Genomic DNA, 18,572 nt, shown 5'->3' with positions numbered 1-18,572 from the left:
GGGTCGGGGGCAGGCGCATCCTCCACGCTGCCTGCGGTGGGAGCAGACTCCTCCACGACGGAATCGCGGGAGTCCTGAGAGTCCTTCCCCCACTCCTCCTCAAGGGCGTGAACCTTGCGCTCGGCGCCTTCACGGGCCTGCCGATTGGTCCACCAGAGCTGATGGGCGACGAGAAGGAGGAGTACGAGACCGAGAGTGACGGCGACTTCGGCACCGCTCCAGAGCAACCGGGTGAGGGCCGGCCTCCGCCTCCCGTGCTCCACGACAGGAACCCGCACGTCCCCCTCCTCACCTGAGACCCCCAAGGCCGCCCGCACGATAAGGCCAACCCATCGAACAAGCCATGCCTACGAGCCATGCCTACGACCGGCCCCTGATCGCCACGGCAACCCTCCTGCAATCCACCCCCTCGGCAGTACGGTGTCCCGTATGCGCCCCGACACGCCTGCCGACCACATCGCCGAAGCCGAGCGCCTTGAGCGCACGGCCGGCCTGTACCCCGAGGACGCCGAGCAGCTCCTGCTCCAGGCCGCGGCCCACCTGGAGCTGGCCGGCGAACGCGACCGAGCAACGACGCTCTACGACCGCCTCCTGTCCCCGGAGGCCCCGCATCCGGCGTCAGCCCCGATCCTGATCCGAGCGCTGAAGGCCTCGAACCTCTGGGAGTACGGTCACGAGGCGGAGGCACGGGCGATCATCGACGGAGTCCGGGCGGCGGCCCCCCGGGACCCGGCCCCGTGGGTAATCGTGGCGGAGTCCCTCGAATCCCACGACGAACTGACCCAGGCGCAGGAGACATTCACCGAGGCGGTGGAACGGCTCCTGACGGAGACGGACATCAACGACCCGTCGTACGAGAAGCGCCCCCTCCTCTTCGGCCGCCACCGCGTACGCCGCCTCCTGGGCGCGGAGCACGACTCCTGGGACGCTCTGGCCGACCGGGTCTCCACGGCCCCGGTCCCCCTGGACGAACTCCACGACCCCAAGCGCATCTGGTCCCTGGGCTCACAGGACCCCGCGGAACTCCGCGCGGAAATCTCCCGAATCCAGGCGGAGTTGGGCTCCTACAGGGAGGCCCTGTCACGCCCGTTCCCGGTGGCGATCCTCCACTGGCCCTCAACGGAGTTGGAAGAACTCCTGACGGCGTACCCGTCCCTGGAGTCCGAATACCCGTCCCACGAGGCGCACTTGTCGACCATAGAGTCGTCGCTGAGGGAACTGGCCGCGTCCGGCACCCCGAACCTGGGAATCGTGACCGGGACGGTGCCGTCGTACGAGGCGTTCGCAGCGTCGGAGGGGTCTACGCCGGCGGATGTGTCGCTGCTGCCGCAGTACGCGACGACGTTGGCTGCGCGGGGGCGGGCTGTGGGGTGGCCGCCTCGGGGGGATGAGGGGTGTTGGTGTGGGTCGGGCACGACATACAGCGAATGCCATGGCACGGACCAAACCTGACCCGGACTCACCGACTCACCCCGCCGCGGAGGAGGGTCTGTCGCGCTAGCGGGAGACCGTCACAGGCCTTTGAGCCGGGCTGCTGCACGGTCGAGATGCAGCGCCGTCGGCACATGCACCGCACCGAACTCAGTAGCTGCTGCGATTTCTATCGTGTCGAACTGCAGCGGCGGCAGCACATCAGCAAGTAACTGCTCAGCAGGCGCCTTCCGCCCAGCGCTCGCCCCTTGCCGGAACTTCTTGTTGCCCACACGCAGACTCAAGGCCCGTCGGCCAACCCAAGCATCCACACGGAACAGCGCATCCGCTAGCGGATGAACACGGAGATCTAATCCCCGCTGCCTGAGTTGCACGAGGGTGTACGCCTCCCGCAGGAAGCCGTAATAGGCATTCCCAATGCGCCAGCGCATCGCCGCCTGGGCACGCCACTGTGGACATCCGTCATCGACAAGACCGCGGATCAACGCCTTGGAAGGGTGACCGAGCATCTTCTGCCCGTCAGCGTCGTCAAGGGCGAACTCCCTGAACTGCTGGTACGTGGGAATGGCTCCGATGCGCTCTACGCACGTATGGAACGTGTGCGTGAACGCAAAGTCGGGGTGCCAGTCCACGATTTGCGCGAGGCTTTCCCCTACATCCCGCCGCACCTGCCCCAAGGCATGCTCCGTGCGCTGGCACACCGCTTGCACATCCTCCTCAGTGGAGCAGTAGAGCACTCGCGTCCGGTGCGCCAACACCACTGGCACCACCGCTTCCCTCCGGGCGTCACGTTTCCAGACTTCAAGCCGTTCTGCGGTGCTTGCCGAGGTGCAGAACAGTTCCAACACATCATCGGCCGTCGTCTCTAACACTCATCCACCCCAGCTGAAGACACCAAGTCACCGTCCTCGAACGCTAGTTGGGCGGGGCCACCACGCACAGGCTCTTCGCGTGATGAGTGATACTAGTGAGGCGTATGTCGTCTTTCTGAATCAGGAGTCTGCCCGTGTCCCGCTTCGAACACCCCGGTCCGGCACCTGGCGTTTACGACGACCCCGAGCTGATGCTCGTGCGTCAGCGCCTGCTCGCTCTCGACCCCGACGGCAAGCGCTTCGCAGGTGTCCTGCGCGACACCATCGACCAGCTTCTCGACGGGGAGCACACCGGCCGGTTCGACTGGAACGACCTGCACAAGACCGAAAAGACCCATGCAGGCACACTGGTCGAAATCAATCTGCTGCGGGAGTTCAGGCTCGCCAGCGGAATCGACCTTGACTACCTGATCGAAGGGATCGAGGTCGACTGCAAGTTCTCACAGAAGCTATACGGATGGATGATTCCGCCGGAGGCCCTCGACGAGCTCTGCCTCGTGGTCTGGGCGGACGATCATCAGGGAGTGTGGAGCGCAGGGATTCTGCGTGCCGACCGCGGCAAGCTCACCACCAGCGGCACCGTCACCAAGAAGGGCAACCGGGACGGAAAGTTTCGTCTGACGAAGGAGAACCATTCTCTGGTCACCTGGCTCTGGCACAAAGAGCCGCTGGAGGAAAACCTGCTGCTGAACATCGGTAAGGCAACCCAGGAGGCGATCCTGAACGCCGGATCGGGATCGCGGCGCAGTCCGGGACAAGCAAAGCTCAATGAACTGTTCCGCCGGGTTCAAGGACGCCGGGTGAGCCGTACGGTGGTGCGCACCCTCGCTCAGCAAAAGGACTACATGAAGCGAGTGCGCTACAACGGGGGGTCACGTGACAAGCTTCGCGACGAAGGGATCCTCATCTGCGGCGACTATCCCAACCACCAGGTAGTCGCCGGCCAGCTGGGACTGCCCGTACCGCAAGAGGGTGAGAGCGTCAGCATCCGAGTTGTCGAGGCCAAACCGCACCATCACGGTCAGCCTCGCGTACAGCTTGAGGGCCGCTACTGGGTCGCTGCTGGCCTTGACGACCCGGTGGAGCGGGCTCCGCTTCTCCCTGAGACAAAGAAGAAAGCGAGCACCCCGGACTGACCTGTCCGGCTGGAAGAGGCCATGCAGGAAAAGAATTCAGAAGCAGGAAACGGGACTTGGGTTCCTCCGGAAGGCTCTTGGGCCTCCTCTGCCGCCCGGCGTCGCAACATGCAAGCCATCCGCAGCCGCGACACCAAGCCCGAGCGGCTGATCCGTAGCCTGCTCCACGCACAAGGGCTGCGCTACCGGGTGGCCGCCAAGCCCCTACCCGACCTCCGGCGCACAGCTGACATCGTCTTCCGTCCGTCGAAGCTCGCTGTGTTCATCGATGGCTGCTATTGGCACGGCTGCCCCGAGCACTACGTCCCGCCTAAGACCAACCCCGGCTACTGGTCAGACAAAGTCGCGCGGAACGTGGCCCGCGACCGCGACACTGATGAGCAACTCCGGAGTGCCGGGTGGACCGTGCTCCGGTTCTGGGAGCACGAGCCAGCCGAGGACTGTGCCGTCAAGATCGCGGCTGCGGCCAGTCGGCTCAGGGCAGCCAGGAAATAGCAGGGCTGCGCCTTCGATGGGGCACTTGCTCATGTCTCACCAGCCCCTCTAGCCTCGTGCGTTCTGTCAATAACGCCTGATCAGCGGGGGCTTGTGTGTCGTTCGTTATGGTTGCCGCCGCTTTGTATGGGGTGTTGCAACTGGCGTTGCTGGCCTCTCCGGTGCGGTCACTTCGGCTGTCGACGGTCCTGTTGACCGTCGCGGTCGGTGCATACGGCAGCGGAGTGGTCGCCACTCTCATCGAGCTCGGCTACGCGCACGCCGCTGTCTCGCAGGCCGGGCAGCCGCTGCGTGAAGCCATGGGTGAGGGCGCCTACACCGTGGTGCCGGTCGTCGAGGAACTTGCCAAGCTGGCACCACTGCTGCTGGTCGGCTTGAACCTCAAGATCCGCTACCAGCTGGGGCTCGCCGACTATGTAGTTCTCGGAGCGGCAACGGGCGCTGGACTCGGGCTGTTCGAGGTGATGCTCTCCCACCTCCTGGACGCCCAGCGGGCCAATCCGCTGCCAGGCGGCGGGTGGATGCTCTCCGGTGGCCTCGGCCTGGGAGGCGCCACGTACATTCCCGGCTGGTCAACGGTCTTGACCACCTGGCTGCCTGCCTCGTTGGGCAGCCTGGACATGAGCTTCACCGAAGCCAGTCTGGGCACCAGCCTCCACCTCGCCTGGGGTGCTGTCGGCGCGCTGGGGGCAGGACTGCTGCTGCGGGGCCTGGGGTGGCGTCGCCTGCTGGGCCTCCTGCCCATCGCCTACGCGATAGGCCACCACACGCTGGTCAACTACTCCGGACAGCGTGACGACCACCCCTCCGACTGGGCGGACTCACTGCTCAAGACCGCCGATGACGTGGTGGGGTATGTCCCACTGATCTGTCTGGTCATCGCCATGGCAGTCGACTACCGCCAACTATGGCGCAGCAAACAGGCCATGCCGGCAGTGCTCCTGGACGCCGAGCGAGCCGGTCGCACGGGTATGACAGCACTGACCGGGTTCGGTATGTGGTGCGTGCCCTGGACGGCGCTGATCGCGCTCCGCTTCGCCCGCCTACGCCGAGCCCTCCTCTACGCCGCCGGACGCACCCGCCCCGAGCGGCTCGAGGCCCTCTACCAGGCGGTTGTGGACACCGCGGGACGCATGGGCGCTGCCAGCCATGACAGCGCCTGGGACGCCACCCGAATACGGGCTCACCTCAAAGCAGCCCGCCCCACACACCCCTGGCGCCGCCGCTGGCCGCTCCTGCTGATCTCACTCCTGTTGATGCTGCCGTCCCTGATCTTCCTGGGCATCGGCTCGTTCACCGCAACCAAGGACCTACAAGAGCACTTCACCACCGGCAACGGCCCCCGCATCCTGATGTGGTTCGGCACCGCTGCGCTCGCCTGGGTCCTCATCCAGCTCGCACTCCTGCTGCGTGCCTCGCGCACCACCGCCAGGCAACCTCTGGCCGAACCCCAAGCCGTCCTACGCCTACGCGTCATCACCGCACTCGGCACCACCCTCACCACCAGCCTGCTGCTCATCAGCCACTACCGTGGCATTCCCCTTGACGGCGAAGCCACCGGCTCTCTGGCGATGCTCCTCGCCGCGCTGGAGAACCTCGAACTCTATGCGGGCATCGCCCTCACGATCCTTTCCCTCGTAGCCCTGATCATGGTGTTCCCGCCCGGCGGCCTCGCACTTGCCGGTGGCGGCGTCCTCGCGGGAGCCGCCACCGTAGAAGCCGCCCAGGCTGCTGCCCTGGGTACGGCAGGCATCGCCCTCATGGCACAAGGCGCCAATGGAGGACGTGGTGGGTCGAATGCTGGCCCCGGGGGAAGGTCCGGCGGAAAGAACAAACCCTCGAAGTCCACGAAGAAGACAGCTGAAGAGCTCAATTGGTCTGAGAACAGCCGTCCGACGTTCGGGCACACCTTTAGTCAGCATGGGGCCGGTGCAAGGAATACGAAGAGCTTGACTGACCGTGCCAGAAGTACTGGAAAGGACCAAGGACAGTGGGCGGACAACGGCAAGGCGGCGGACTTCCTCAAGGCGCACCACAACCCGGAGGCGAAGGCTGTCGATGTCCCGATACCGAAGGGGATGGGGCAGGTCATCACTCCCCGCGGGGAGATTGTTGATGCGACCCATGCAAGACTTGTCATGAAGCCTGACGGATCCTATAGAACTGCATTCCCTATTCTAAAGTGAGACTTGTTGATGGATTTCCAGATGCACGTAACGCCACCTTCCGGCCAGTGGAATCTAACACCTGGTTTTGAACCTTCCGAAGATTACGATTCGCTTGTCATGGACTGCTGTGGGCTCTTGTCGCAGACTGACTCCCGATTTCACGTGAACGGCTTCGGGCAGAGTGACTGGCCGGTAGACGTCGCTTACGACCTCTCCGCAGTGATGGAGCAACTTCCCGAGGCTGTCGCCGCGTTGAGGAAGGGCGAGAACACGGAGATCGACTTCTACGGGCAAGGAATTGAACGACTGATTGAGTTCTCGCCGCAAGGGACGCAGGTCGCCGTGCGGTGCACCTCGCGCCTGGACTGGACGCCAAGGCCGGACGTCGAGTTCGCCCTGCGCGACGACGTGGAACGCCTGCTCAGCGGACTGGCTCACAGCTTCAAGGTGGCACTCGATCGCACTTCCCCAGAAATGGCAGCCCTCGAACCGTTCTCTAGTTGGTGAGACGGCGGAAGGGGGAAGGGGGATCGGTTGGATCTAGACCTATTGCGAGGAGTGGAACAGCCTCGCCGGGGAGCCCTGAACCCGCTGACCGCCGAGGATGCCCACGCTCGCCACGTCTCCGGGCAGCTACAACGCCGTGGCATCCTCACCGGGGCGCTCGTTACGAAATTCGCTGATCCGGCGGGAGCGCGCCTAAGCCTCTGCGGGTTGGGCGTTGCTTAAGGAGCCGCCGACCAGGGCCCCGAAGCCTGGTTGACTGCCGATCGGCTGCCAACCAGGAGAACGCGAAACGCCTCGCCACCATCAGCCGCTACTCCGCCATGCCACAAGAGCAGCGCCCTGCCCAAGAGACTCCTCAGGCACCCTTAGTCTCTCCGCGCCTTCGCTGCAGACTCGAACGCCGCATAGATCTGCTCACCGACAGCCTGCGCAACCGGCGGAGGGAAGGCATTTCCAACCTGGCGGTACGCAGCTGTCTTCAGGCCGGAAAACTTCCAGCTCTCCGGAAAGCCCTGGATGATCGCGGCCTGAGACACAGTGAGCTTCGGGCCCAGAATCATTTCCGGCTCCTCGCCCGGCTTCTCGCCTGGCTCCTCACCCACGACGGCAAAAAGGTCGCGCTCCCAGGTCTTCTTCTTCAGCATTACGTCGACCTCATTGGCAACGCCCAGTCCGCACACACCGAGGCCTGCCCAGGCCCGCTTGGCCCGCGTCGGCCCGAGGTCCGCGCCTCCGTGCTTCTTTGAACCGCCAACGACCGTGGGTGCTACGCCTTCAACCGCCCTGTCGTGCCAGTCCTTGAATACCTTCTCAGCCCTGGGATCGTCAGCGACCGCGTCGTACCGCGCCCGCATCGAATCGTGCAGTGCCGCGCCGACAGAGACCTCATCGCGCACATCCGGCTTCGCGTGCTGGAAGTGCTCGGCGTACTCCGGCTTCATCGCCACCAGGATGGCTCGGGGACGCAGCTGCGGCACTCCGTACCTCTTCGCCTCCAGCACCTCCCAGTAGCACTCCTCGTACCCCATCGACTCCAAGCGCTTGATGATCTCTTGCCGGTACTCGGCGAACTTCGGGTCAAGCAGACCTCGTACGTTCTCGATCATCACGGCCTTGGGCTCAAGCTCATCGACAAGCTCAAGCATCCTCGGGAAGAGGTCGCGCTCGTCGTCCCGGCCGAGCTGCTTGCCCGCTGCCGAGAACGGCGGGCATGGCACGCCACCAGCCAGAAGATCAAGCTCTCCAGGCTTCAGCCCCAAGTCAGCGGAATCGAACTGCCTCAGATCCGCCTCAATGACCTTGCAGGACCACTCCGAATCCTCCTCGGTGTTGTCCCTCAGGGTCTGGCATGCGTCCTTGTCGATCTCAACCAGAGCTGCGTGCTTGAAGCCCGCGTTGTGCAGGCCGACCGCCTGCCCCCCGGCACCGGCGCAGATCTCCACCGAGGTGTACTTGAGTTTGTTTGTGCGGGTCATGCCCCCTCCTTACAGTCGTGCAGCGGCGGACACTTCTTGCAATCCACCATCACAGAGGGTGACAGACCCCACTGACAACGAGACGGATCCAAGTGTGCAGCACTTCCCTCAGTTCGTTGAACGCCCCCTCCGCCACGCCGAACACTCATACGATATTGCCCATGGCGAGAATCGACTGGACCCGGGACGAGCTGCTGCTGGCCTGTGCGCTCGTCGCGCAGAACGACTGGCACGAACTGCGCCAGGGCGACGAGAGCGTGCTCGAACTGTCCGACCTTCTCCGGTCGCTCCCGACCAACCGGGACAACGCCGCCAGCGATCCCCGCTTCCGCTCCCCCAACAGCGTCAGCCGAAAGACCACGGACGTTGCGACCGCTCATCCCAGCTATCCCGGCGCTGCCACGAGGGGCGGACGTCCGACAAAGGCGGTCGTCCGCGACTTCCTGGCCCACCCAGCCGAGATGCTGGCGGCTGCCGATGCGATCCGTCTGGGAATCGGATCCGGTGAGCTCCACCGAATACCGCCCCAGCCAGACGAAGCCGGCGATGACGGGGAGACGACCGCGCCGGAAGGGCAGCTGCTTGCGCGGTGGGCTCTGTACCGGGAGCGCGACCGCGGGCTCCGCGACCGCAAGATCCAGCAAGCCCGCAGGCGAGGCCAGGCCGTCCAGTGCGAAGTCTGCTCCTTTGACTTCAAGCGTTTCTACGGCGCCCTGGGAGACGGCTACATCGAGGTTCACCACACCCTGCCTCTCCACATCTCCGGGCCAACCGAGACCAGGCTCGACGACCTCGCCTTCCTGTGCGCCAATTGCCACCGCATGTGCCACAAGAGCTTCGATGGAGAATCCTGGCGCACTCCCGACGACCTGAGGGCGATAATCCGCGCACCCGAATCGGACGCCGATCACGCCGCCTCAGCCTCCGCCTCGTAACGGGTCTGCGCCCTGTCGAGCACGTCGTCCGGGTCACCGCCCTGGACCGCGAGCCAGTGCAGGAGGTCAGCGATGACCTCGGTGACTGAGGTCTCCAGCACGGCATAGGCCGGTACGGCTGCCGAGCCGGCGCCGGAAAGCCGCTGGTACTCGTCCAGCACGGCAGCCGCGCGTTGAACGCGTACACAGTGACGCGCAGGTTCCAGTGAAATCTCGCACCACACGGCCTTACCGGTAGCCGTGAGCAGGGTGCCCCAGTCCAGGCACACGGCCGCGAGCAGGTTCAGTCCACGGCCACACTCTTCGTCGCTGCCTCCGCGCCCGGCAGCGGGGACGCGGTGACTCTTGTCGTGGAGCTCCACACGAACGCGGTCGTCCTGTGACGCCAGGACGAGCGTCGCGGCCGCCCCCTCGCCGACATGCTTGATCACGTTCGTCGCCAGTTCTGTGACCGCCAGCTCCACCTCGTCGACGGCGACTGGGATCCCCCACAGGGCGATCTGCTCGGAGACGGCTTTCCGTAGCAAACGCACCTCAGACGGTTGCGCTTCGAAGGGCAGTACGCAGCGGAGCCGGGGGCCGGTGGACTCGTAGCCAGTCATGGTGAGACTCCCTCCCATGCCACGCACGTGCTGCGCCCGCCGTATCCACACGGCTGCACTGCGTAGCCAACTGCAAGCGAGCATGACACGGAGAGCTCTCACTATGTGAATTCTCACGAGAATCCATCGAGTGAATCTGGTGGTCCGCCAACTTCCTTGCTGCATAGCCTGATTGGGATCACCTGGGCATACGCCCGGCACGCGCAGGGAGGGTGGCCTGATGTCCGTACGGACTACTACGCGCCGACGCCAGCTGGGGGCGATGATGCGCAAGCTGCGCGCTCGCAAGGGGCTGACCCTCGAAGAAGCGGGGAGTCTGGTCGGCGTTTCCAGGGCGACCGTGAGCCGGTACGAGACGCAAGCCGGGCCCGTCAAGTGGCTTGTAGTTGACGCGCTTTGCCGTGAGTACGGCGCAACCGAGGTTGAGCGTAAGGCTGTTGTCGGTCTGGCCAAGGGGGCCAAGCAGCAGGGCTGGTGGAGCTCTATCTCCGGCTCGATCCCGGAGAGCATGAACATCCTGCTCACGCTGGAGGACGAAGCCGTCCATGAGGACCACTTCGCCTGCGTCTACGTACCGGGGCTTCTGCAGACCCGTAACTACAGCACGGCGTTGCAGCAGGCCAATGAGGTGCGCCTTGCTCCCGCGGAGATCGAACGGCTTGTGGACATCCGCATGAAGCGGCAGGAGATCCTCACCCGCGCCAAGCCGCCTCGGCTCTGGGCAATCCTCGACGAGTCCGTGATCCGTCGCGTCGTCGGCTCACCCGAGATCATGAAGGAGCAGCTCGGCCGGCTGCTGGAAGTGACCGAGCTACCCCACATCACGCTCCAGATACTGCCGTTCTCACAGGGAGCGCACGGCGCCGCCCTCGGAAGCTTCGTCATCATCGGCAGCGTCGAGCAGTCCCTCGACGTCGTGTACGTCGACTACCACACCGGCTCGCTCTTCCTGGAGAAGGACGAGGAACTGGAGCGGTACCGACTTGCGTTCGACTACCTGCGCGCACAAGCGTTGGACATGGAGACTTCCTCTGCTCTGATCCAACGCGTCCGCAGGGAGATGTAGTGCTTGATGATTCTCGTGATCCCCAGTTCGTGCCTGATATCGCCTGGTTCAAGTCGTCGTACAGCGGCGCCAACACGACCGAGTGCGTGGAGATAGCAGTCGCCCGTGACGATGTGCTGATACGGGATTCGAAGCGGAAAGACTCCGCGCTCGTTGCGGTTCGGGCAGACGCCTGGGCCGGATTCATTGCCTCTCTGCGGCAAGTCTCGTCTGGCTGAGGCAACTTGGCCTGGGTGGACCTTCGGTCGACCGGCGTTGCGTTGGTTGCCGGGGCCGCCCGCTGTTACGAGGCTGGCGGTTCCGGGCCGGGTATCAAGGGCGCTCCGCTGCGCTACGCGTCGGCTGCGCCGATGCCTCGACGGAACCGACCACGCCGACCACAAAGAACAGAGCAGCATGATCCGCCGCTACATTATCTGGCGAAACCGCCACGCCGACGACCGGCGCCTACGCGCCGTCGTCGACAGGGCGAGCGTTGCCTGAGCGTCAGCTCGGCGCCGCCACCGGGACTGTTCCGACGCTGCCCCGCAGATGTTCCGGCATGTCGAGCAACCGCACTCCCTCCTGCTCGTCGGGATCGGTACGGGCGACGAGAGCGATCATGTCCTGGTCGCTGCGGTTCACCGGCAGGTGCGGTGTGTCCGGGGAGATGTAGATGTAGTCACCCGCTGTCAGCACCACCCGCTCCGTCAGGTCGGGACCGTGCCACACCTCCACCTCACCCGACGCGATGAAGATCGCTGACTCATGCCCGGAATGCACATGCGGGCGCCCTCGTGTCATCGGCGGCAGCCTCAGTCGGTGCAGGCACAGTCTCTCCGCTCCCGCGGACTGTGCTGAGATCCCAGCCGCGAAAGTGCCGACTTGGCTCCCGTCGTAACTCCCACCACGTACGACCACACACCCCTTGTCCATCCCGATACTTAACCGGATCGGCCAGTTCGGCGACAGGGCGTAAAGAGGCGCAAACAGAGGTGAATAAGCTCAAGCAGCGCATTCCGGAGGGCCATATCACTGCCACGGGGGCAAAGGTTCTCTTATGCGGCACTAGTCCCAGTACGTGACCCCGTCCCCGCCCTCGGGGTTCGCCGTCGAGAGCATGAACTCTGCCTTGTTGTTCGAGCCGTCCACGTAGTCGCCGATGTTCTTGAAGGTCAGGCAGCCGCCGTTGCTCCTCTTCGACGCGACCTTGCGGGACTCGGTCGTGTCGTACTCCCACAGGGCGTACGTGTACGTGCCCGACGTGGGGTCGACGCATGCCATGAAGCTGCCGCCGCCGGAGTGGACGTAGTTCGTGAACCAGAGGTGGAGGTCCATGTCACGGTGCTTGAACTCGCTCAGGCCGATGTAGTCCCAGCCCGACGAGGTATGCGCGAAACCCGAACCGGTCATCACCACCGCGGGGGTGAAGAGCGACACGCCTATTGCCTTGAGCTTCTTCATTTCAGTCAGTCCGATCAACGGCGCGCCGACGGAAGGGTGTTTGGTCTCGTACGGTGTCCGGATGGACCAGCCCTTCTTGATCAGGCACATATCTGCTGACCGTCTTGACGATCTCGAACCCCTGTGGAAAGCGCTGCACAGCCACCATCTGGCCGTCGCCGGGCATCTGGAAGCGCTCTCGCCCTCGCTGTCCCCCGAGGCATCGTGGATCAATCGCCGGGCCAAGTACGAGACATGGCTTGCTTCCCCGGATGCCTTCCTGCTTGCCGCCGAAGCCGATGCCGATGCCGATGCCGATCACGAAATCGTCGGCTATGCCATGGCCCGCGTTCAGGAACAGCGGCCGGGGTCCTGGGACCGAGCAGCGAAGACCGGTGTCCTGGAAAGCCTTTCCGTACGGGCCGACCAGCGGGGCGGTGGGGTCGGGACTCGCCTGTTCGAGGCGGTCCGTGCCGAGTTCGTGAAGCGGGGAGCGCGGGAGTTCCAGCTTGACGTCATCGCCGGCAACACGGACGCCGTGCGCTTCTACACCCGGCAAGGGCTTGTGCCGTACGTGACGACGCTGCTGGGCCGCAGCTAAGCACTCCTCTGCAGTGCCGAGCGGCTAGTAGGACTTGTCCGGCCGATCACGGTCTCGACTGCCTCGTGACCTGAGTCGCCTGGCCCCAGCGGTCGGCCTGCTGACCAGGTGACGGCAGGTCTTACGATCTGCCCATGATTGACACCCCGAAGCATTGGACCGTGCGCCATTTCTCGCAGGCCAACCCCGCTGGCCCAGGCTGCGATAGTGTTCCGGCCCTCTTGCGACGGCTGGCCGATGCCATTGAGGCGTTGGGACCTGTTGAGATCCAGGACGTGGTGATCGAGTCAGAGATGACCGAGCACGGCCCCTGGCGGTCGGGCACCGTCTACTTCCATCTGCCGGAAGACGGATAAGGGCTAATCATGGCGCTCACGAGCCGAGCCAGATCACCAGTGCCGCGGCAGTGGCGGTGCCGAGGTAGACGTAGCGGCGCTTGTCGTATCGGGTGGGTGCGCCACGAGGCGCCAGTGCGCCGTGAGGCGCGGTGAATCGAAGGAGGTGCAAGACCTCCTCGCCAGGCTGTCGCAGCAGCTTGGTGGGAGCTGAGCGCAGTCCGACCCGGGAGGCGCCGGGGAGGGCGGGAAGCAGCGCTGACAAAGCCGGGACTGCTCGGAACTACCAGACGGGCCGGGTCCGGCGAGCGAGATCAGAGGGCGTACGAGAGGAACCAGTGGTAAAGCTCCGTAAGCGTGGCACCGGCTCAAATCTGGTGGATATGGGCCGGGTTGCAGTGCACAGTCCGTTCGCGGAGCGGACTGACTCCGTAACCGACTTGGCGTGTCGGTGGGGAGGCCACGGTGAAAGCCTGCGGCGTAACCGTGGCGATGCTGCCGGGGCAAAGCTGGGCGCCGGACTGATCGATCGATTCACCGTGAACACGGGAACCGTCCCACGTCGTTCCCCGGGCCCGGAATCCATCCGGGCCAGTGGGATAGATACGTCGTCTGTTGAAGGCGCGGGACGGGGCGGAGGCCCCGTAGTAGTCCGAGCGGACGAGAGGTCCGTGCATGGCGAAGGGGGCCAGCAAGTCGGCAGTAAGGACGCTGGAATGCCGGGAGGCCGTTGGTGAATACCGACGAACTGGAATACGTCTTACTCAAGGCGGAACGCCGGGTACTGGAAATCCAAACCAAGCTGCATCGTTGGGCCAGTGATGACCCTCATCGCAGGTTCGATGATCTGTACAACCTCGCCACGGACCCGGGCTTCCTGCTGGTGGCCTGGGACCGGGTGCGGAACAACAAGGGCGCGCGCACGGCGGGAGTGGACGGCGAGACCGCCTACTACATTGAGTCCGTGCGCGGGCTGGAAGGGTTCCTTTTGGAACTGCGGGAAGATCTTAAAGCCCGCACCTTCCGGCCCCTCCCGGCTCGGCGACGTGCGATTCCCAAGGCTGGCGGCAAGGTCCGCTATCTGGGGATCGCGACCATCCGTGACCGGGTTGTCCAAGCGTCCTTGAAACTGGTGTTGGAGCCGATTTTCGAGGCGGATTTCCTCCCGTGCTCCTACGGGTTCCGTCCGAACCGCCGGGCTCACGACGCGGTGGCCGAGGTGCACCATTTCGCATCCCGCTCGTATGAGTGGATTGTCGAGGGTGACATCAAAGCCTGCTTCGACGAAATCTCGCACTCCGCTCTCATGGACCGGGTGCGGAAACGGGTCGGAGACAAACGCGTCTTGGAACTGGTGAAGGCATTCCTGAAGGCGGGCATCCTCGATGAGGACGGCACGCTGGTGGATACCAACGCCGGGACTCCGCAAGGGTCGATTCTTTCCCCGTTGCTGAGCAATGTGGCTCTCTCGGTCCTGGACGAGCATATCGCCCAAGGGCCGGGCGGCCCCGAAGCCAGCCCGTATGGAAGGGCCAAGCGACGCCGCCAAGGTCTGCCCAACTACCGCCTCGTGCGGTACGCAGACGACTGGTGCTTGCTCGTCTCGGGCACCAAAGCGCACGCCGAAGCCCTGCGGGAAGAACTCGCCAGGGTCCTGTCCACGATGGGCCTGCGCCTGTCTCCGGAGAAGACCCTGATCACCCATATCGACGAGGGCCTCGTCTTCCTCGGCTGGTGCATCCAGCGCCACCAGAAGCGAGGCACCGGCAAACGGTACGTCTACGTCTATCCGGCCAAGAAGGCCCTGGCGGCCGTCATGGCCAAGGTGAAGACGATCTGCCGGCGGAGCATGAACCTGTCGCTCGAAGACCTGCTGCGTCAGCTCAACCGGATGCTGCGGGGCTGGACCGCGTACTTCAAGTACGGATGCTCGAACGCGACTTTCAGCTATCTGAGGGCCTACCTCTGGAAGGAGATCATCAGATGGCAGGAGCGCAAGCACAAGCGCGTGCCTTGGAAGGTACTGCGCCGACGCTACGGCATCTGGCCCGCCGAGGGCGGGATGGAACTGTTCGATCCGGCAAGGGTGAGCGCCAAGCGCTACTACTACCGGGGAACACGCATCCCGACACCATGGCCGAGCACGGCATGAAGTGAACACCGGCTCACGGGACTTGTGGAGAGCCCGGTGCGCTTAGCGGCGCACGCCGGGTTCGGGAGGCGACCCGGAGAAACGGGCTGGTCGAGAGGCCAGTACCGCGCTCCGGGTCGACCTCACTGGAATCGAGTGAGGTGAGAGACCTTCACCGCCGGGTTGCCGCAGCAACCCGGCTGAAGCTGGGGGCAGTTCGGCTCGGGGGATGCCGAGTCGGGCGGTAAGCCGCCCTGACAACGTCGGGACGGGCTGGCACTGCCGTCACATGATCGGCCGGACAAGTCCGCCGAGCGGCTAGAAGGCCGATGAAGATCTTGGACCCGAGATCTTCATGAGCCTTCTAATAGTCGACCCGTGCTTCCCAGTCGATCCGGTGCTCGTACTGCCACGTTCCCCACATCGAACCTCCGCCGCCCACCTTCATCGCCACCGGCAGCACCGCGTCCCGCAGCGCGCGGGTCAGCGGGCCCGCCGGCTTGGGGGACGCCGTGCGGGCCGCTGCCGAGGTGGCCGTCGGGGTTGTCGTGGCGTGTTTGAGGATGCGGTCCACTCGGGGGCGGCGCAGGGACTCGTACGCCCTGAAAGCCTTGGAGTGGGGCAAGTCCCTTAGGCAGCGGGCCAGTTCCACCGCGCTCTCCGATGCGAGCGACGCGCCTTGGCCCGACGTGGGGGGTGTCGCGTGTGCCGCGTCGCCTATCAGTGCCATGCGGCCTCGGGTCCACGTCGGTACCGACGGCATGTTTTCCGTCGGGCCCGTGATGAGGAGGGCCGACGGGTGTGTGGCTCGGAGGAGTTCGGTCGCCGGGGTGCGGTCGTCGGCGAAGGCCTCCCTCAGGCGGGTCAACCACGTTGCGGAGCCCACCGATTGGGCTTCCGTCTTCGTCATCGGTTCGCGGTGCGGGAGCGTCGCGGACCAGACCGCCGAGCCGTCCTCGAACGTTTGGTACGTCAGGTACGCGCGCTTGCCCAGGCAGTGGTGCAACACGCCTGGTGTGGGAGGGAGTTCGGCAGCTGCCTTCTCCGTCCTCGCTGTGAAGGTGAGAGTGCCCGCGTAGTGGGGTGTCGGGGCCGATGCGTCGATCAGGCGGCGGACCGTCGAGCGCAGGCCGTCCGCGCCGATCAGGATGTCCGCCTTCGCCAGTGAGCCGTCCGCGAAGCGGGCCGAGATGCCCGTTCCCGTGTCCGTGGCGTCTAGGAGGCGCTTGCCCCGGTGGATGGGGATCTCGCGTCGGGTCGCCTCCTCGGCCATCGCCTCGTGCAGGTCCGTGCGCCAGACGAAGCGGGTGGGCGGGAGGTCTGGCGGGAGGTCTGTCGGTGCGTCAAGGCTGGCCAGGTCCTTGCCCGTCCAGCTGTGCAGGGTCGTTGCGGTCAGTGGGGTGCCGATCGTGTTCACCACGTCCGCCGCGTCGATCGCGGACAGGGCCTGTTGGCCGTTGGGGGCGATCGTCAGGCCCGTACTCGGGCCCGCTTGTCTTTTGGATGCGTCGTTGGATGGGTCGTACGCCTCGTACACCGTTGCCTCGATGCCCGCCTTGCGCAGCGCCATCGCCGCCACCGGGCCCGCGATGCCACCCCCGATGACCAGGGCGGTACGGACGCGGGCAGGGTTTCGCACGGTCATCTTTGGTGTCGGTCCCTCGTCGGGTGCGGTGTTCCACCAAACCTATGTGGGGCAGGGGCCCTCGCCGCAAGGCTTTCCGGGCGGCGCGTTAGCCTCAGCCGCAGATCCATTGAGGACGTATCGGCTGGAAGCAGCACGGAAGCGAGGGCAGGCATGGCGAAGGTACCGGCAGCAGCAGTGGCCGCAACGGGGCTTGTTGGGGGGTACGCCGTCGCCAGGTTCACGAAGAAGCGGCCGCTCGGTGGTGTCGTGCTCGCCGCCGCGGGGGCCGTGGCCGCGCAGCAGTGGCGGCAGAGTGCGGGTGGGAAGACCGCCGCCGTGCTCAGTACCGCGTACGTCGCCGCCTTCGCGGCGTCGCATCCGCTGGCCAAGAAGGTCGGGGCGTGGCCCGCGGTCTTCGGGGTCGCGGGGGGTGTGGGACTTGCTAGTTGGGTGCTTGTGGACCGGCGGGGCTAAATGCCCCTAGGGGCGGGGGGCTCAGGACTCGCTGTCCCTGAACAGGCGCGCGAAGCCCGCCGCCATCAGGACCCCCGTCCCCATCACCAGCGTGAAGAACGCCCACGCCACCGGCCACACCGCCGCGTCCGGCTCCGGGTGGCTGTCGAAGGAGACGTACATCAGGGTCGCCGGTGGTCCTGCGACGAGGAGCAGCGCCAAGACGAGGCGGTCCCTGAAGCCGAAGTAGGCCGCCAGGGTCAGCATCGAGACGGCCAGGAACGTTATGCCCAGCGCCGACACCGGTGACGTCTCGTTGATCGCGCCCGGCGTCTCGGGGCGGTTGCGCAGGTCCCAGGGGAGGCAGAGCAGGTACGCCGCGGCCGCGAGGCCGGTGCCCGCCGCGCGGGTCGCCCAGCGTTCCAGCAGGGGGCGCTTCGGCAGCGGGCTCAGCAGCTTCGCCGCACCGTGCGGTATCTCGCTCGAGCTCGCGCTCGCGCTCATGTGCATCGCGTTTGCCGTCATGGGTACGAGGCTGCCGGGCTGGGCGGTGGGGCCGACAGAGTACGCGTACTCAGATCGAGGGCAGGGGCGTAGGTCTGCGTTACACGCTTCGCGATCCCCTGAACGTCATCCGATACGTCCCCGGCGACACCCCGAGCCCCGCCTGGAAGTGCTGTCTCAGCGACGCCGCCGTGCCGAAGCCCGCGTCCGCCGCGATGCGGTCGACCGTGTGGTCCGTCTCCTCGAGCAGCGCTCTCGCCCTGTCGATCCGGCGCTGGGTCAGCCACTGCATCGGCGTCAGGCCCGTCTCCTCGCGGAAGCGGCGGCTGAAGGTGCGTACGCTCATCGACTCGCGTGCCGCCAACTCGTTCAGGGTGAGGGGCTCTTCGAGGCGCGTCAGGGCCCAGGAGCGGGCGCGGCCCGTCGAGGCCGTGCGGGGTTCCGCCACCGGGCGGCGGATGTACTGGGCCTGGCCGCCTTCGCGATGCGGGGGTACGACGGTGCGGCGGGCCACGTCCGCCGCCACCGCCGCTCCGTGGTCGCGGCGGATCATGTGCAGGCAGAGGTCGATGCCTGCCGCCTCGCCTGCGGAGGTGAGGACCTCGCCCTCGTCCACGTACAGGACGTCCGGGTCGACCGTCACCGTCGGGAACGTGCGGGCGAAGAGGTCCGTGGAGAGCCAGTGCGTCGTCGCTCTGCGGCCGTCCAGGAGGCCGGCTGCCGCGAGGACGAAGGCGCCGGTGCAGATGGAGGCGATGCGGGTGCCGGCTTCTGTGGCGGTCTTGAGCGTTGCTGCGAGGGCGGGTGGGAGG

General features: G+C 65.6%; 21 protein-coding genes and 2 pseudogenes. 13 read left to right on the top strand and 10 right to left on the bottom strand.

The features are described 5' to 3' along the window. Positions 1-86: 86 nt before the first annotated feature. Positions 87-278 (bottom strand): annotated as a pseudogene (locus E2651_RS45530) (class E sortase); the annotation flags it as partial. A 151-nt stretch (positions 279-429) separates the two neighbouring features. On the opposite strand from E2651_RS45530, the gene E2651_RS28100 reads away from it, so the two are divergent. After that, complete coding sequence (locus E2651_RS28100) at positions 430-1,452, top strand: SEC-C domain-containing protein (RefSeq protein ID WP_135334035.1); 1,023 nt, start codon at positions 430-432, stop codon at positions 1,450-1,452. A gap of 59 nt (positions 1,453-1,511) precedes the next feature. Here E2651_RS28100 and E2651_RS28095 read toward each other — a convergent pair whose 3' ends face one another. Beyond that, positions 1,512-2,303, bottom strand: coding sequence for a hypothetical protein (locus tag E2651_RS28095; RefSeq protein WP_135334034.1), 792 nt, complete (start codon positions 2,301-2,303; stop codon positions 1,512-1,514). A gap of 134 nt (positions 2,304-2,437) precedes the next feature. Here E2651_RS28095 and E2651_RS28090 point away from each other — a divergent pair, with 134 nt between their 5' ends. The 4 genes from E2651_RS28090 (at position 2,438) to E2651_RS28075 (ending at position 6,609) form a co-directional block, all read left to right on the top strand. Then, positions 2,438-3,439 (top strand): NaeI family type II restriction endonuclease, encoded by a 1,002-nt coding sequence (locus E2651_RS28090; protein ID WP_245239288.1) that lies wholly within the window; start codon positions 2,438-2,440, stop codon positions 3,437-3,439. A gap of 21 nt (positions 3,440-3,460) precedes the next feature. Then, positions 3,461-3,934 (top strand): very short patch repair endonuclease, encoded by a 474-nt coding sequence (locus tag E2651_RS28085; protein ID WP_135334033.1) that lies wholly within the window; start codon positions 3,461-3,463, stop codon positions 3,932-3,934. A gap of 95 nt (positions 3,935-4,029) precedes the next feature. Further along, positions 4,030-6,120, top strand: a complete 2,091-nt coding sequence (locus E2651_RS44745; protein ID WP_209446263.1) for a hypothetical protein — start codon at positions 4,030-4,032, stop codon at positions 6,118-6,120. Between the two features lie 9 nt (positions 6,121-6,129). Next, a complete protein-coding gene (locus tag E2651_RS28075; protein ID WP_135334032.1) occupies positions 6,130-6,609 on the top strand; it encodes a hypothetical protein in 480 nt (159 codons plus the stop codon). A gap of 365 nt (positions 6,610-6,974) precedes the next feature. Here the strand turns inward: E2651_RS28075 and dcm are convergent, their stop codons facing one another. Next, positions 6,975-8,084 carry a DNA (cytosine-5-)-methyltransferase gene (gene dcm, locus E2651_RS28070; RefSeq protein ID WP_135334031.1) on the bottom strand — a complete coding sequence of 370 codons (1,110 nt, stop codon included), beginning with the start codon at positions 8,082-8,084 and terminating at the stop codon, positions 6,975-6,977. 161 nt (positions 8,085-8,245) lie between these two features. On the opposite strand from dcm, the gene E2651_RS28065 reads away from it, so the two are divergent. Further along, positions 8,246-9,019 carry an HNH endonuclease gene (locus E2651_RS28065; protein ID WP_135334030.1) on the top strand — a complete coding sequence of 258 codons (774 nt, stop codon included), beginning with the start codon at positions 8,246-8,248 and terminating at the stop codon, positions 9,017-9,019. On the opposite strand, the gene E2651_RS28060 is transcribed toward E2651_RS28065, so the two are convergent. Continuing rightward, positions 8,992-9,621: an ATP-binding protein gene (locus tag E2651_RS28060; protein ID WP_135334029.1), complete on the bottom strand. Its 630-nt coding sequence runs from the start codon at positions 9,619-9,621 to the stop codon at positions 8,992-8,994. The genes E2651_RS28065 and E2651_RS28060 overlap by 28 nt on opposite strands. Before the next feature lie 220 nt (positions 9,622-9,841). Here E2651_RS28060 and E2651_RS28055 point away from each other — a divergent pair, with 220 nt between their 5' ends. From E2651_RS28055 to E2651_RS46190, 3 genes and pseudogenes are all read left to right on the top strand, one after another. Continuing rightward, a complete protein-coding gene (locus E2651_RS28055) occupies positions 9,842-10,687 on the top strand; it encodes a helix-turn-helix transcriptional regulator (RefSeq protein WP_135334028.1) in 846 nt (281 codons plus the stop codon). Beyond that, positions 10,687-10,905, top strand: a complete 219-nt coding sequence (locus tag E2651_RS28050; RefSeq protein WP_348541674.1) for a DUF397 domain-containing protein — start codon at positions 10,687-10,689, stop codon at positions 10,903-10,905. The genes E2651_RS28055 and E2651_RS28050 overlap by 1 nt, the downstream gene beginning before the upstream one ends. A gap of 136 nt (positions 10,906-11,041) precedes the next feature. Beyond that, positions 11,042-11,170 (top strand): annotated as a pseudogene (locus tag E2651_RS46190) (IS630 family transposase); the annotation flags it as partial. 3 nt (positions 11,171-11,173) lie between these two features. Here the strand turns inward: E2651_RS46190 and E2651_RS28040 are convergent. Both E2651_RS28040 and E2651_RS28035 read right to left on the bottom strand, forming a co-directional pair. Continuing rightward, entirely contained in the window at positions 11,174-11,602 is a 429-nt protein-coding gene (locus E2651_RS28040) for a cupin domain-containing protein (RefSeq protein ID WP_135334027.1), read from the bottom strand. 132 nt (positions 11,603-11,734) lie between these two features. After that, positions 11,735-12,130, bottom strand: a complete 396-nt coding sequence (locus E2651_RS28035; protein WP_135334026.1) for a hypothetical protein — start codon at positions 12,128-12,130, stop codon at positions 11,735-11,737. Between the two features lie 61 nt (positions 12,131-12,191). On the opposite strand from E2651_RS28035, the gene E2651_RS28030 reads away from it, so the two are divergent. Together E2651_RS28030 and E2651_RS28025 are read left to right on the top strand one after the other, a co-directional pair. After that, complete coding sequence (locus E2651_RS28030; protein ID WP_135334025.1) at positions 12,192-12,710, top strand: GNAT family N-acetyltransferase; 519 nt, start codon at positions 12,192-12,194, stop codon at positions 12,708-12,710. Positions 12,711-12,844: 134 nt separating this feature from the next. Beyond that, entirely contained in the window at positions 12,845-13,066 is a 222-nt protein-coding gene (locus E2651_RS28025; protein WP_135334024.1) for a hypothetical protein, read from the top strand. 16 nt (positions 13,067-13,082) lie between these two features. Here E2651_RS28025 and E2651_RS45990 read toward each other — a convergent pair whose 3' ends face one another. Continuing rightward, entirely contained in the window at positions 13,083-13,217 is a 135-nt protein-coding gene (locus E2651_RS45990) for a hypothetical protein (protein ID WP_280922812.1), read from the bottom strand. A gap of 561 nt (positions 13,218-13,778) precedes the next feature. Here E2651_RS45990 and ltrA point away from each other — a divergent pair. After that, positions 13,779-15,197, top strand: a complete 1,419-nt coding sequence (gene ltrA / locus E2651_RS28020) for a group II intron reverse transcriptase/maturase (protein WP_135334023.1) — start codon at positions 13,779-13,781, stop codon at positions 15,195-15,197. A 343-nt stretch (positions 15,198-15,540) separates the two neighbouring features. Here the strand turns inward: ltrA and E2651_RS28015 are convergent, their stop codons facing one another. Then, positions 15,541-16,821, bottom strand: coding sequence for an NAD(P)/FAD-dependent oxidoreductase (locus E2651_RS28015; protein ID WP_135334022.1), 1,281 nt, complete (start codon positions 16,819-16,821; stop codon positions 15,541-15,543). 153 nt (positions 16,822-16,974) lie between these two features. On the opposite strand from E2651_RS28015, the gene E2651_RS28010 reads away from it, so the two are divergent. Beyond that, a complete protein-coding gene (locus E2651_RS28010) occupies positions 16,975-17,277 on the top strand; it encodes a hypothetical protein (RefSeq protein ID WP_135334021.1) in 303 nt (100 codons plus the stop codon). A 21-nt stretch (positions 17,278-17,298) separates the two neighbouring features. Here E2651_RS28010 and E2651_RS28005 read toward each other — a convergent pair whose 3' ends face one another. Both E2651_RS28005 and E2651_RS28000 read right to left on the bottom strand, forming a co-directional pair. Further along, positions 17,299-17,781, bottom strand: coding sequence for a hypothetical protein (locus tag E2651_RS28005; RefSeq protein WP_245239283.1), 483 nt, complete (start codon positions 17,779-17,781; stop codon positions 17,299-17,301). 79 nt (positions 17,782-17,860) lie between these two features. Next, a partial coding sequence (locus tag E2651_RS28000) for a helix-turn-helix domain-containing protein (protein WP_135334020.1) occupies positions 17,861-18,572 on the bottom strand: 712 nt, incomplete at its 5' end.

The sequence above is a fragment of the Streptomyces sp. MZ04 genome (assembly GCF_004684775.1).
In the GTDB taxonomy this organism is placed as follows: Bacteria; Actinomycetota; Actinomycetes; order Streptomycetales; family Streptomycetaceae; genus Streptomyces.
This window is presented reverse-complemented; position numbering and strand designations above follow the sequence as displayed.